The organism is Jannaschia seohaensis, assembly GCF_900116765.1.
Lineage (GTDB): Bacteria > Pseudomonadota > Alphaproteobacteria > Rhodobacterales > Rhodobacteraceae > Jannaschia > Jannaschia seohaensis.
This window is the reverse complement of the sequence record NZ_UETC01000005.1, coordinates 185,621-198,107: the sequence shown is the minus strand read 5'-3', so window position 1 is coordinate 198,107 and position 12,487 is coordinate 185,621. Positions and strand designations below refer to the sequence as shown.

General features: G+C 68.7%; 12 protein-coding genes. 2 read left to right on the top strand and 10 right to left on the bottom strand.

Annotated features, from left to right (window positions below):
- Window positions 1-537: 537 nt before the first annotated feature.
- The 4 genes from glpK to DTQ71_RS12835 all read right to left on the bottom strand — a co-directional run bounded on the left by glpK (window position 538) and on the right by DTQ71_RS12835 (window position 3,738).
- Window positions 538-2,022, bottom strand: a complete 1,485-nt coding sequence (glpK, locus tag DTQ71_RS12850) for a glycerol kinase GlpK (protein WP_109564691.1) — start codon at window positions 2,020-2,022, stop codon at window positions 538-540.
- A 170-nt stretch (window positions 2,023-2,192) separates the two neighbouring features.
- Window positions 2,193-2,588, bottom strand: a complete 396-nt coding sequence (locus tag DTQ71_RS12845) for a hypothetical protein (protein ID WP_109564690.1) — start codon at window positions 2,586-2,588, stop codon at window positions 2,193-2,195.
- Window positions 2,576-3,412: an FG-GAP-like repeat-containing protein gene (locus tag DTQ71_RS24320; protein WP_245947488.1), complete on the bottom strand. Its 837-nt coding sequence runs from the start codon at window positions 3,410-3,412 to the stop codon at window positions 2,576-2,578. The genes DTQ71_RS12845 and DTQ71_RS24320 overlap by 13 nt, the downstream gene beginning before the upstream one ends.
- Window positions 3,413-3,414: 2 nt before the next feature.
- Window positions 3,415-3,738 (bottom strand): 2Fe-2S iron-sulfur cluster-binding protein, encoded by a 324-nt coding sequence (locus DTQ71_RS12835; protein ID WP_109564689.1) that lies wholly within the window; start codon window positions 3,736-3,738, stop codon window positions 3,415-3,417.
- Between the two features lie 161 nt (window positions 3,739-3,899).
- Between DTQ71_RS12835 and DTQ71_RS12830 the strand changes: the two genes are divergently transcribed.
- Together DTQ71_RS12830 and DTQ71_RS12825 are read left to right on the top strand one after the other, a co-directional pair.
- Entirely contained in the window at window positions 3,900-4,400 is a 501-nt protein-coding gene (locus tag DTQ71_RS12830; RefSeq protein ID WP_109564688.1) for a peptidoglycan-binding domain-containing protein, read from the top strand.
- Window positions 4,397-5,128 carry a heparan-alpha-glucosaminide N-acetyltransferase gene (locus DTQ71_RS12825; protein ID WP_109564687.1) on the top strand — a complete coding sequence of 244 codons (732 nt, stop codon included), beginning with the start codon at window positions 4,397-4,399 and terminating at the stop codon, window positions 5,126-5,128. The genes DTQ71_RS12830 and DTQ71_RS12825 overlap by 4 nt, the downstream gene beginning before the upstream one ends.
- Before the next feature lie 179 nt (window positions 5,129-5,307).
- Here the strand turns inward: DTQ71_RS12825 and DTQ71_RS12820 are convergent, their stop codons facing one another.
- The 6 genes from DTQ71_RS12820 to DTQ71_RS12795 form a co-directional block, all read right to left on the bottom strand.
- Window positions 5,308-6,732 (bottom strand): Do family serine endopeptidase, encoded by a 1,425-nt coding sequence (locus DTQ71_RS12820; protein WP_109564819.1) that lies wholly within the window; start codon window positions 6,730-6,732, stop codon window positions 5,308-5,310.
- A gap of 268 nt (window positions 6,733-7,000) precedes the next feature.
- Window positions 7,001-8,056 (bottom strand): protease modulator HflC, encoded by a 1,056-nt coding sequence (gene hflC, locus DTQ71_RS12815; RefSeq protein ID WP_109564686.1) that lies wholly within the window; start codon window positions 8,054-8,056, stop codon window positions 7,001-7,003.
- Window positions 8,056-9,240, bottom strand: a complete 1,185-nt coding sequence (gene hflK, locus DTQ71_RS12810; protein WP_109564685.1) for an FtsH protease activity modulator HflK — start codon at window positions 9,238-9,240, stop codon at window positions 8,056-8,058. The genes hflC and hflK overlap by 1 nt, the downstream gene beginning before the upstream one ends.
- A 65-nt stretch (window positions 9,241-9,305) precedes the next feature.
- Complete coding sequence (gene gorA / locus DTQ71_RS12805; protein WP_109564684.1) at window positions 9,306-10,664, bottom strand: glutathione-disulfide reductase; 1,359 nt, start codon at window positions 10,662-10,664, stop codon at window positions 9,306-9,308.
- A gap of 370 nt (window positions 10,665-11,034) precedes the next feature.
- Complete coding sequence (gene rpiA / locus DTQ71_RS12800; RefSeq protein WP_109564683.1) at window positions 11,035-11,820, bottom strand: ribose-5-phosphate isomerase RpiA; 786 nt, start codon at window positions 11,818-11,820, stop codon at window positions 11,035-11,037.
- A 31-nt stretch (window positions 11,821-11,851) separates the two neighbouring features.
- Window positions 11,852-12,475 carry a thiamine diphosphokinase gene (locus DTQ71_RS12795; RefSeq protein ID WP_109564818.1) on the bottom strand — a complete coding sequence of 208 codons (624 nt, stop codon included), beginning with the start codon at window positions 12,473-12,475 and terminating at the stop codon, window positions 11,852-11,854.
- Between the last annotated feature and the right edge of the window lie 12 nt (window positions 12,476-12,487).

The following is a 12,487-nucleotide window of genomic DNA, read 5'->3' as shown; positions in this document are numbered from 1 at the left end:
GACCCGGTCGTCGAACCCCATTGCCGGCAGGGTGCAGGCGCGCGCGCTGCAATAGACCACCAACGGAAGATCGGGGCGGAAAGGCGCGGCAAGCTGGCAGCTCGCGCCGTCCGCCCCGGCCACGCAGAGGAACTCCGATCCGGTGACGGGCGCCGCCGCGCCGAGAGCCGCGCGATGCGCGGAGGCCGCGCGCTCGGTCAAGGCGGCTAGGTCGTCATGGGCCGAAAGCCGCAGCGCCTCGACCTCAAGGGGCAGACGCTCGGGATCGAAGGCCACGTCTGAGACGATCGGGATCGAGAGCCCTCTTCCGTCGATGCGCAGGTTCCGGGCCGCGCGGCAGACCGTCTCCCCGGCAAGCAGGATCGGCTCCCCATCGGCATCGATGCCCCGCAAGACGGTGCCGCCCGAGAGGAGCGCGCCGTCGGCGCCGTCCTGCCCGAACTCGACGAAGCGGAAGAAGTCCGGGCAGGCCTCGGCCCAGGCCGGCCCGGACAACGCCAGGAGAAGAAGCGCGAGCCGCGCCACCCGGCCCATCGCCTAGTCGCGCTGGGTCAATGTCCGCCGCACCGCGTCGCGCCAGCCGCCATAGCGGGCGGTGCGCTCCTCCTCGCTCATCGTCGGTTCGAAGCGCCGCTCCAGTTCCCATTGCCGGGCAAAGCCGTCCTGGTCCGGGTAGACGCCAGCCTTCATGCCCGCCAGCCACGCCGCACCCAACGCCGTCGTCTCCAATACCGCCGGCCTGTCCACCGGCGCACCCAGGACATCGGACAGGAACTGCATCGACCAGTCCGACGCGCTCATCCCGCCATCGACGCGCAAGACCGTCTCGCCCAGGCCTCCGACATCGAGGGCCATCGCCTCCAGCAGGTCGCGGGTCTGGTAGCCGACCGATTCGAGCGCCGCGCGCGCGAATTCCGCCGGGCCGGAGCCGCGGGTCAGCCCATAGATCGCCCCCCGCGCATCCGCGTCCCAATAGGGCGCGCCAAGCCCGGTGAAGGCCGGAACGAGATAGAGGCGCTGCTGCGGATCCGCCTTTTCGGCCAGCGGCCCGGTATCCGCCGCCTTGCCGATGATGCCCAGCCCGTCGCGCAGCCACTGCACCACCGCGCCCGCGACGAAGATCGAACCCTCTAGCGCGTATGTGGGCTTGCCGTCGAGCTGATAGGCCACGGTGCTGAGCAGCCGGTGGGTCGAAGCCACCGGCGCGTCGCCCACATTGAGCAAGGCGAAGCAGCCGGTCCCATAGGTCGATTTCAGCATCCCCTTGCCGAAGCAGGCCTGCCCCACCGTCGCCGCCTGCTGATCGCCGGCCACGCCCAGGATCGGCACCGCTCCGCCGAGCAGATCGGTCGTCCCGAACTCGGCCGCGGAGTCGCGCACTTCGGGCAGCATCCCCATCGGCACGCCGAGCAGCTTGCAGACCTCCGGATCCCAGCGCCCTTCGTGGATGTTGTAGAGCATCGTGCGGCAGGCATTCGTGGCATCCGTCGCGTGGACCGCGCCGCCGGTGAGCTTCCAGATGATATAGCTGTCGACGGTCCCGAAGAGCAGCTCGCCCGCCTCGGCCCGGGCGCGCGCGCCATCGACATTTTCGAGCAGCCAATTGAGCTTGGTGCCCGAGAAATACGGATCGAGCAGCAGGCCCGTCCGCTCGGTCACCATGGCCTCATGCCCCTCGGCCTTGAGCCCCTCGCAGAACCGGGCCGTGCGCCGGTCCTGCCAGACGATGGCCCGGTGGATCGGATCGCCGGTCTTGCGGTCCCAGACGAGGGTCGTCTCGCGCTGGTTGGTGATGCCGATCCCCGCGATATCCGCGGCGGTCAGCCCCTTGTCGGCGACCACCTTGCGGCAGGTCTCCTCGACCGTGCGCCAGATATCGGCCACGTCATGCTCGACCCAGCCACTATCGGGAAAGTGCTGGGGAAACTCCTGCTGCGCGGTTCCGACGATCTTCATAGCGCCGTCGAAGAGGATCGCGCGGCTGGACGTGGTGCCTTGGTCGATGGCGAGAATGTGTGTCATCTGGGCCTCCCTGGTCCGCTCCGGTTTTGGCCGAAGGCGCGGCCCGTCGCAAGCATGTGGCGCGGAGGCCGCCCCCCTTTACGGCGCGGCCGGACAGATGACCGCGTGGCCGGCGGCGTCGGCCGCGCGGCGATGCGAAGCCACAGCCCGGTGAAGCCCGCGCGCCCGTCTCAGGAGGTCAGGCCGTCGACGCAATCGAAGGGCACCCCCCCAGCCGGACGGACCCGCTGAACCTGCCCCGACTGCGCCGAGCGCACGAAGAGCCCGCCATCCTCGGTAAAGGGCGCCCAGCAATGGGCGACGTCCGGCTGGTCCTCGTAGCGAAAGCAAAGGAACTCATCCTCGATCGTCATATCGCCGTTGACGCAGCGCCCGCCGGTCCGCTGCCAGAAGCTGCGCGTGCGAGAGGGGAAATACTCGATCCCCACCCGCGCCCCGCCGGGCTCGGAGGTGAAGACGGCCGTGGTTCCGACCAGCAGGTCGAGCAGTTCGTCCGGGCTCAGCGGCGTCTCCTCCGCCAGGGCGGGGGCGGCGAGCAACATCAGGGCCAGGGTTAGCGCGCGCATGACAAAGCCTCCCGCGCGGCGGCGGCCGACCAGGGGCCCAGATCGGCCGTGGCGAAGCGGTTCCCGTCGAAGCGGACCGCCAGGAGGCGCGACCAGTCGGCGGAGGCGAGGACGATCTCCGGCCCCGCCCCGCAGACCCGCAGCCCGCCCGAGATGACCGGCTCGCCGATGCGGTGGTTGGTCACGCCGGGCAGGCTCCCGACCTCGCGGAGCGCGCCCGCGCCATAGCGCCAGACGCGCAGGGTCCGGGCCAAGTGCGGGCGGTCGACATAGGCGATCTCGACAGCGCCGTCGCCGTCCAGATCAGCCGCCGCCGCCGGGGCCAGCCAGCGGTTGCGCTGGCCGATATGGGGTGTGGTGGCCAGCGGGATCAGCGCGCCGTCCCGCGCGGCGTAGACGATCAGCTGCGCGCCCGCGTCGAAGCGGCTGCGCACCGCGATCACCTCGGGCCTTCCGTCGCCATCCACATCGGCCAGACGCGGGGCGATATCCTCGAAGACAAAGCCCGCGCCCGCCTCGACCGCCATCCCGCAGGCGGCCGAGCTTTCGGCGCTCAGGGCGTGAAGGCGCGTCGGTTCCAGCGCGTCGCCGAGCACGCCGTGGGCGTAGACGTCGCTCAAGCCCTCATACCAGGCCGAGTGGATCGCGGCGGGGTCGTCGCCCGGGGCCTGGATCAGCGAGCCGGGCACGGCCGCCGCCTCCGGCGCCTGGCGGCAGGCTTCCGCGGCACCGGCCACCAGCGCCGTCGCCAGCCCCACGCCGCGCGCGAGACCGAGCCACGTGCGCGCCGCCAGACGCGGCGCCCCCGGGGCGACCGCGCCCACGCTCAGATCTGCTTTTCGGGCATCTGCACGACCAGACCATCCAGCGCCTCGGTGACCTTGAGTTGGCAGGTCAGACGCGACCGTTCCGGGTCGGGCTCATAGGCGAAGTCCAGCATGTCCTCCTCCATCGCGTCCTTTGCAGGCAGCTTGTCGGTCCAGGCCGGATCGACATAGACGTGACAGGTCGAGCAGGCGCAGGCCCCGCCGCAATCGGCCTCGATGCCCGGAATGCCATTGTCGCGCGCGCCTTCCATCACGGTCAGCCCCACGGGCACGTCGACCACATGCTCTTTGCCGCCATGTTCGATATAGGTGATCTTGGGCATTTATAGCTCCGTCCTGATGTCGCCCGCAGCCTTAGTTAGGCGGTGGCCCGGGCGCAACAAGTGCGCGGCTTGTCCCCGACAGGTCGTCGTCCACCCGCTCCCATGCGCTAGCTTGGAAAGCGACAGCGCCCGCGAGAGGCGCCGATTCGAGCACGAGATCCATGGCACGCCCTTTGTCCCTATTCGCCCTGCCTCTTCTGAGCGGCTGCCTGGCAGAGCCGGCTTGGGAGGTGACCCGCCAGAGCGGCCCGCCGGACCTCATGCCCCTTAGCGCCCGCCTGTGCTTTGCGGAGGATGTCCTGCCTGCTGCGGGGGGGATCGAAGAGGGCATCGCGCGCCCGGCGATGACCTTGCCGGACGGAACGGAATTGCAGCGCGTCGTTTCCGCGCCACGACCGCAGCACCCGGAAGCCACGCCCGGCGTGCTCACACGGTTTGAAAGCCCCTGCGCCCTGCAAGATCGGGAGCCGGATTTCATCATGCAGGTGCAGCGCGCGCTGGCGGTGCGGGGGCTCTATGGCGGTCCGATCAACGGTGCCTACGACCCCGCCACCAAGGCCGCCGTCGCGGCGTTTCAGGCCCCGTTCGGGCTGGCCAGCGGAGAGCTTTCGACCGAGGCCGCCCGGGCCCTGGGGCTCGTCACGATCCGGCGGGACGGATGACCCAGCCCGTGGGGCGCGTTGCGCTGCTGGATGCCGCGCGCGGGTTCGCGCTGCTCCATATGGTGGCCTTCCACTTCCTGTTCGATCTGCGGATGCTGGGCGTGCCGCCGGGCTGGATCGCCTATGGCCCCTGGTTCGACAATGGCTGGAACCGGGCCATCGCGGGCAGCTTCCTGTTTCTCGCGGGGGTCAGCCTGTGGCTGGCCCACGGGGACGGCATCCGATGGCGCGGGTTTCTCACGCGGCTCGGCATTCTGGCCGCGGCGGCGGGGGCCGTCAGCCTCGGCACCTATCTCGCCGTGCCCGAGGCCTGGGTCCGGTTCGGCATCCTGCATTCCATCGCCGCCTGTTCGGTGCTCTGCCTCGCGGTGCTGCGCCTGCCCTGGTGGCTGACCACGGCTGCGGCCATCGCGCTCCTGGTCTGGGGGCCGGGCCTTAGCTTCCCCGCCTTCGACGGCGCGGCCTGGGTCTGGACCGGGTTGGGGCAGGTCCACGCTCCGATGATCGACTATGAGCCGGTCGTCCCCTGGATAGCGCCGATGATGCTGGGCGTGGCGGCGGGACGGCTGGGCACGGCGCGTGGGCTTTGGGCCCGGCTCGCTCGGGTCGAGGGCGGACGGCTCGGGGCGGCGCTCGGCTGGGCGGGGCGACACTCGCTGGTGATCTATCTCTTGCATCAGCCGCTGCTGATGGGCGGGATCCTGGGCTGGCTCTGGCTGATGCGCTGACACCGTGGGCATGCGCGCGCCGCCCCATGTTCCGGTCGCGGTCGGGTTCGGGCGGTCGGGACGGACCGGCCCGAACGGCGAAGCCAGCATCGCCAGACGTGACGGTTTGACGATCGGGATCGGAAATGAAGAAAGGGCGCCCGGCGGGACGCCCTTCCTTTTTTAGACCGGGTGGTCGATCACTCCGCCGACGCATCCTCGTCTAGCGAAAGCGCCACGAAGCGCGGGTCGCCGCCGCGACGGATCAGCAGCAGGAAGCTCTTCTGGCCGGCCTCGCGGGCCTCTTCCAGACGCTCCTCCAGCTGGGTCACGCTCTCGACACGAACCTGGCCGGCCTCTTCGATCAGATCGCCCGCGCGTAGGCCCTTCTCGTAGGCGCCCGAATCCGGGTCGATATCGGAGACGACGAGGCCCGTGGCCGTTTCGTCGAGCCCCAGCTGCGCGCGCAGCTCTTCGGTGAGGTCGCTGACGGTCATGCCCATCAGCTCGATCTCGGACGGCTCGGCGGGCTGGTCGGCCGAGGCGGGCACGGCGCGCTCCGCGTCTTCGCGGCGGCCAAGTGTCACGAGGATCGTCTGAGTTTGACCATCGCGCCAGACGGTGACGCGCACGGCCTTATCGACCGGCGCGTTGCCGACCGTGCGGACCAGTTCCCGCGTATCGTCGATCTCGACGCCGTCGAAGGTCAGGATGACGTCCTGCGCCTCGATCCCGGCTTCCTTGGCGGGGCCGTCGGGCACGTCGGTCACCAGAGCGCCGCGGGCTTCCTCAAGACCGAAGGCTTCGGCCAATTCGGGGTCGACGTCCTGGATGCGCACGCCCAGCCAGCCGCGACGGGTTTCCCCATATTTCTGTAGCTGGTCGACCACGTTGGTCACCACGTTGGACGACATCGCGAAGCCGATGCCGATCGAGCCGCCGGTGGGCGACAGGATCGCCGTATTCACGCCGATAACCTCGCCGTCGAGGTTGAAGAGCGGGCCGCCTGAGTTGCCGCGGTTGATGGCCGCGTCGGTCTGGATGTAGTCGTCATAAGCGCCTTGCAGTTCGCGTCCGAGCGACGAGACGATACCGGCCGAGACGGAGAAGCCCTGGCCCAGCGGGTTGCCCATGGCCATGACCCAATCGCCAACGCGCATCGCCTCGCTGTCGCCGAAGGGCACGAAGGGCAGCGGCCCGTCGCTCTCGACCTTGAGGAGCGCGATATCGGTGTTGGGGTCGGTGCCGACGAGCTCGGCCTCCAGCTCCTCGCCGGAGAAGAATTCGATCATGATCTCGTCGGCATTCTCGATGACGTGGTTGTTCGTCACGATGTAGCCGTCTTCGGAGATCACGAAGCCGGAGCCCAGCGCGGAGCCGCGGCGGCGCGGACGGTCCGGCTCACCCTGGCGGTTGCGATCGCGGAATTCCTCGAAGAAGTCCTCCAACGGGTTGCCGCTATTGGGGCCGGGACCGGCGACGGTGACGCTGGTGTTGGTGGTGATGTTGACGACCGAATTGGCGACTTTGTCGACGAGGTCGGCGAAGGTGTCGGGGCGGCCCTGGGCCGCGGCGCTCAGACTGCCGACGATCAGCAAGCCCGATGCTGTGACGGCGACGACCATGGCGCGCAGAGCGCCGAACGGCTGTCGCAGATTTCTGTCGATAAACAAGTTGCTCCCTCCTCAAAGATCCGGCCTGCACCGGGGACTGGCGACCGGTTCGTGACATATCCGCACCATGTCCGACGGATACAACGGAACGGATAATCACATGGATGTGAGACGCCTCGTTACTCAACGTAAGGCCGAGCGAACGCTTCGCCAAGACCGGTGAAATGGAAAACGGCCGCCCCTTGGGGGCGGCCGTCTTCGCATCGTTGATCTCCGGCGATCAGTTTCCGATCGGGGCGGTCGGCGTCTCCGCGTTGTCGGGCGCGGCGGAGGTCGCCCCGGTCTCCTCACCACTGCTTGCGGGCGCGGTGGGCGGCGACGTCTCCGGCGCGACAGAGGCGTCGTCCTGAGGCACCGGCGCTTGGGCGGCCGGGGCGGCGGCCCGTGGGGCCGCGGCGATGTTGCCCGCGCCGATCCGATCCGTTCTCAGATAGTTGAAGAAATCCGAGTCGGGCGACAGCACCAGAGTCGAGTTCGAGCCTTGCAGCGCGCGGGTATAGGCGGTCAGCGAGCGGTAGAACTCGAAGAACTCCGGATCGGCGGTGAACGCCTCGGCGAAGATCGAATTGCGGCGGGCATCGGCCTCACCGCGAATGATCTCCGCCTCGCGGCCCGCGTCGGAAGTCAACTCGACCACCGTCCGGTCGGCCTGGGCGCGGATGCGCTGCGCGGCCTCTTCACCACGGGCGACCTCGTCGGCGGCCTCCCGCTCACGCTCGGCGCGCATCCGGGCGAAGGTGGCATCGAGGTTCTGCGGCGGCAGGTCGGTGCGCTTCAGGCGGACGTCGATGATCTCGAGGCCCAGCGCCAGCGCCTCGGCCCGGGCGCCGGTGGCGATGCGCAGCATCAGCGCGGCACGGTCCTGGGACAGGATCTCGTTGGACGAGACCGAGCCCAGCACCTCGCGCAACTCGGATCGAAGGATGGAGTCGAGCCGCAACTCGGCCGCCGGAATGCCGCCGACACCGACCGATTGCCGGAACCGCTCCACATCGGCGATGCGGAAGCGCGCGAAGGCGTCGACCACGAGGCGCCGGTCATCCGACGGCGTCACCTCGAGCGGGTCGACGTCGCGGCTGAGGATCCGGTCGTCGTAAAAGACCACGTCCTGGATCAGCGGCAGCTTGAACGCGAGACCGGGATCTTCCTTTACGGAGACAACACGGCCGAATTGCAGCACCAGCGCCTTTTGGCGTTCGTCCACCACGAAGAGGGACGAGAAGATCGCCACCAGGACGACCGCCGCGACGGGAAGCAGGAAAGCGGAGCGTTTCATCAGTTGGTCCCTCCCTGGTTGGTGCGGCCGCCGCGCAATTCATTGAGTGGCAGGAACGGAATCACGCCTTGGCCGCCTTGGCCGCCTCCGACGCCCTCGTCGATGATGATCTTGTCCACATCACCCAGCACCTGCTCCATCGTCTCGAGATAGAGACGCTTGCGCGTGACCTCGGGGGCCTGGGAATATTCTTGAAGCACGGCGGTAAAGCGCGACGCCTCACCTTCGGCCTCGTTGACGACGCGGGCGCGGTAGCCTTCGGCCTCTTCGAGAAGCTGGGCCGCTTCGCCTCGGGCGGCGGCCAGCACGCGGTTGGCATAGGCATCCGCTTCGGACTGAAGCCGGTCGCGCTGCTGCTCGGCGGCCTGAACGTCGCGGAAGGCGTCGATCACCTGCTCGGGCGGGTCGGCGCGGTCGAAGTTCACGCGGATGATGTTCACGCCGGCATCGTAGCTGTTGAGCGTCGACTGGATCAGCTCCCGCAGCTCGTCGGCGATGATGCCACGGTCGCGGTTGAGGATCGGGGCCAGCTGGGAGCGGGCGACGATCTCGCGCATGGCCGATTCGGACACGGCGCGGATCGATTGCTCGGGGTCGCGCAGGTTGAACAGGAATTCCGCCGGGTCTGCGATGTTCCAGACGACCTGGAAGTCGATATCGACCACGTTCTCGTCACCGGTCAGCATCAGCCCCTGTTCCAGCCGGTTGCCGCGGTTGACGCCGATATCGACGGTCCGCTCCGTCGTGACCGGGATCACTTCGGCCGTGACGACCGGCCATGGGGCGAAGTTCAGACCCGGCTGGCCGACGGTCTCGGTGAAATCGCCAAGGAACAGCTCGACTGAGCGCTCTTCGGGCCGGACGGTGTAGATCGACGCATAGGTCCAAAGTCCGAGCGCGGCGACCAGGCCGATGCCGATGGTGGTCCGATTGAACTCGAAACCCGGGCCGCTGCCACCACCGCCATTGGGACGCCGCGGCCCGCCGCCGCGCCCGCCCATCAGGACGCGCAGTTGGTCCTGGCCCTTGCGGACCAGATCGTCGATCTCGGGAATGTTCGATCCTTCCCCGGGTCGGCGCGGTCCGCCGCCGGGCCTGTCCGGCCCGCGTCCGGGGCCGTCATTCGACCCTCGTCCGCCGCCGGAATTTCCACCACCCCCCCAGGGGCCGCCATTTCCTGCCATCAGGAATGTCCCTTCCGTAAGTCACTCAGTTGTTGGGCTCTAGATTGGCCCGTGGATCACATGGTTCAAGCGAGGACGCGGACCGGTTCCTTCAGAGTCACCATTTCCTCGGCCATTGCAGGGTGAACCGCGCATGTCCTGTCGAAATCTGCCTTTGTCGCGCCCATCTTCAAGGCGACCGCGACGAACTGGATCATCTCAGCGGCGCCGGGCCCGACGATATGGGCGCCCAGAACCTTGTTCGTTTCCTTGCTGACGAGCATTTTGAAGAGCACCCGCTCTTCCCCGCCCGCGAAGGCGGTCTGCATCGGCCGGAAGGCGGTCGCGTAGACCAGCGTCGGCTCCTGCGCTTCGGCCTGCTCCTCGGTCAAACCGACCGTGCCCATCTCGGGCTGTGTGAAGGTGGCCGAGGGGATGAAGTCGTAGTCCATCTTGGTCTTCTCGCCTTGGAAGACCGTCTTGTGGAAGGCCACGCCCTCCCGGATGGCGACGGGGGTCAACTCCACCCGGCTGATGACGTCGCCAATGGCGTAGATCGAGGGCACCGCCGTCTGGAAGTAGTCGTCGACCTCGATGGCGCCGCGGCGGTTGAGCTTCACGCCGACCTCTTCGAGCCCGATGCCGTCGGTGTTCGGACGGCGCCCGGTGGCCCAGAGAAGCGCATCGAACACTTCCTCATGCCCGTTGGAACCCTTGACCCAGACGCCGCCATCGCGCCGCTCGATGGCGATCGGGGCGCAGCCGGTATGGATGGTGATGCCGCGCGCCTGCATGCAGTCGGCGATATGCCCCCGCGCCTCGTCGTCGAAGCCCCGCAGGATCTGCGCCTTGCGCACGAACATGGAGACCTCGGTGCTCAGCCCGTTGAAAACGCCCGCGAACTCGCAGCCGATATAGCCCGCCCCGACGATCAGCATCTTCTTCGGCAGGGCATTGAGATGAAACAGATCGTCCGAGACGAGGCCCAGATCCGCGCCCGGCATGTCCGGCACGACCGGCCGGCCGCCCACGGCGACGAGGATGTGCTTGGCCGTCTTCCTGGTCCCATCGGCCAGCTCGACCGTGTGCGGGTCGGCGATCTTGGCGCGCTGCTTGAAGATCTCGACCCCGGCCTTCTGGGCATTGGTCTGGTAGGCGTTTTCGAGCCGGTCGAGCTCGGTGTGAAGATTGGTCTTGAAGCGGGTCCAGTCGAACTCCCCCGCGCTGGCCGACCAGCCGTATTGTTGGGCGAGCTGGATCTGCTCGGAATATTCGGAGGCGAAGACCATCAGCTTCTTGGGCACGCAGCCGCGGATGACGCAGGTGCCGCCCATCCGGCTCTCTTCGGCCAGGGCGACCTTGTGCCCGTCCAGCGCCGTGAGCCGCGCCGCGCGAACCCCGCCAGAACCGCCGCCGATGACAAAGAGGTCGTAGTCGAATTCCATGGGGCGCGCTCCGGGTTGTTCCCGGGGGGACTAGCGCGGGCGATGGGGCGGCGGCAAGTCGGGGCGGGTCAATGACCTGTGAGGATCGGGTGAGGCGGCGGCGATCTCGAGGAGACCGGAGCCGCGCGCCGATGCCAATGAGGGTGCCGGGACCGCGCGCATCCGGCCTGTCCCCGCCGGTGGGCGGGACGGATCGAGATGGCTCGACGGGAGCGGCGCCCTCGCCCGAGAGGGGAGCACCTCCCGGCCCGAAACGCCGCGCGGCAGGGGCGCGCACGGGCGGCGCGCGAGATCAGCGACGGGCCCAAGGGCGACCAGCTTTCGCGCCCGGGGGCGATGCGTGCGGGGCACGCCCCCCACAGGCGGCCGATCAGTCGCTGATCTCGGTGAACAGGTTGTCCTCGGCCTCCAGGTCCACCCGTTCCTGCCGGACGGTCCCGTTATTGACGTCGCGCAGTTCCACCGAGCCGTCGGCGGCCCCGACCACCACCACGTCGCAAATATCGAGGAACAGCCCGTTCTCCACCACGCCTGGGATCTGGTTCAGCACCAGGCTCAGCTGCCGCGGGTTGCCGATGCGGCGCAGATGGAGGTCGAGGATCAGGTTCCCCTCGTCGGTGCGGAACGGCGCGTCCCGGTTCAACCGCAGCGTCGCGCCACGGCCGCCCACATCCATGCCGACCAAACTCTCCTCGATCAGCGCCTTGGTCGTCTGCCAGCCGAACGGAATCACCTCGATCGGCAAGGGAAAGGCGCCCAGCGTGTCGACATGCTTGGCCGGGTCGGTGATCACGACCATCATGTCCGAGGCGGTTGCCACGATCTTCTCCTGGAGCAGCGCGCCGCCCCCGCCCTTGATGAGGTTGAGGTCGTCGTCGAACTCGTCCGCGCCGTCGATGGTCAGGTCGAGCCACTTCACGTCCTCCAGCGCGGCGATCGGCACGCCGACCTGGCGCGCGAGTTCCGCCGTGCGGGTGGAGGTCGGCACGCCGGTCACGCGCAGCCCGTCCTCGCGCACCATGTCGCCCAGGCAGCGCACCATCCAGGCCGCGGTCGAGCCGGTGCCCAAACCCACGCGCATTCCGTCCTCGACATAGTCCAGCGCCCGGCGCGCAGAGACGTATTTCGCCATGTCGATCGGATTGAGTTTCGCCATTCCCGGCCCCTTTTCGCCTGCCCTTGCGCGTTTATAGGCCCCCCTCCCCCTCGGGGCGAGGGTGGAAGCCCAGACCGACCAAGAGTGACTCCAGGACGTTCTGGTCGAGCAACAGGGCGACGGGGGCGCCCTCGAAGGCAATCTCGATGCGGGGGGCGTTACTGCGGTTGGAGGTGCCGACCCGGCCGTAGGGCGCCATTTCGAGCCCGTCCACCGGCCAGTTGAGCCCAATGCTGCGCCCCCGCGCGGGCCCGAGCGGCCAGAGCGAGACGCGGCTGCCCAACGGCAGATCCAGCCTCAGGCGCGGCGGCAGGATGCAGACGCAATCCGAGCCGCTCAGCAGAACGCAGGGCGCCCGGCTCACCGCGAGTTCCGTCAGGCAGGCCAAGGTGTGGTCGAGCCGCGCCCCGAGAAATCCGACGCCCAGCATCCAGGGCGCCGTCGATGTCCGCAGCGCCTTGCCGAAATCCGTGCTATCCTGTTCCGCGATGGGGTGCAGCACGTCGGCAAAGGCGGCGCGGGCCTCCGGGGACAAGCTGTCCATGTCGCCCACGACCCGGTCCGGTCGCAGACCCGCCGCCAGCACGGCGTCGGCGCCGCCATCTGCCGCCGCGAGGCGGGGGGCCAGCGTTAAGGCCCTCTTGAGGATCGCCATGGTAACATCGGC

Excerpts from the sequence above, each read along its gene's own strand:
- glpK (WP_109564691.1), bottom strand. The coding sequence starts at position 2,022 with ATGACACACATTCTCGCCATCGACCAAGGCACCACGTCCAGCCGCGCG.
- DTQ71_RS12845 (WP_109564690.1), bottom strand. The coding sequence starts at position 2,588 with ATGCGCGCGCTAACCCTGGCCCTGATGTTGCTCGCCGCCCCCGCCCTG.
- DTQ71_RS12835 (WP_109564689.1), bottom strand. The coding sequence starts at position 3,738 with ATGCCCAAGATCACCTATATCGAACATGGCGGCAAAGAGCATGTGGTC.
- DTQ71_RS12830 (WP_109564688.1), top strand. The coding sequence starts at position 3,900 with ATGGCACGCCCTTTGTCCCTATTCGCCCTGCCTCTTCTGAGCGGCTGC.
- DTQ71_RS12825 (WP_109564687.1), top strand. The coding sequence starts at position 4,397 with ATGACCCAGCCCGTGGGGCGCGTTGCGCTGCTGGATGCCGCGCGCGGG.
- DTQ71_RS12820 (WP_109564819.1), bottom strand. The coding sequence starts at position 6,732 with ATGGTCGTCGCCGTCACAGCATCGGGCTTGCTGATCGTCGGCAGTCTG.
- hflC (WP_109564686.1), bottom strand. The coding sequence starts at position 8,056 with ATGAAACGCTCCGCTTTCCTGCTTCCCGTCGCGGCGGTCGTCCTGGTG.
- hflK (WP_109564685.1), bottom strand. The coding sequence starts at position 9,240 with ATGGCAGGAAATGGCGGCCCCTGGGGGGGTGGTGGAAATTCCGGCGGC.
- gorA (WP_109564684.1), bottom strand. The coding sequence starts at position 10,664 with ATGGAATTCGACTACGACCTCTTTGTCATCGGCGGCGGTTCTGGCGGG.
- rpiA (WP_109564683.1), bottom strand. The coding sequence starts at position 11,820 with ATGGCGAAACTCAATCCGATCGACATGGCGAAATACGTCTCTGCGCGC.
- DTQ71_RS12795 (WP_109564818.1), bottom strand. The coding sequence starts at position 12,475 with ATGGCGATCCTCAAGAGGGCCTTAACGCTGGCCCCCCGCCTCGCGGCG.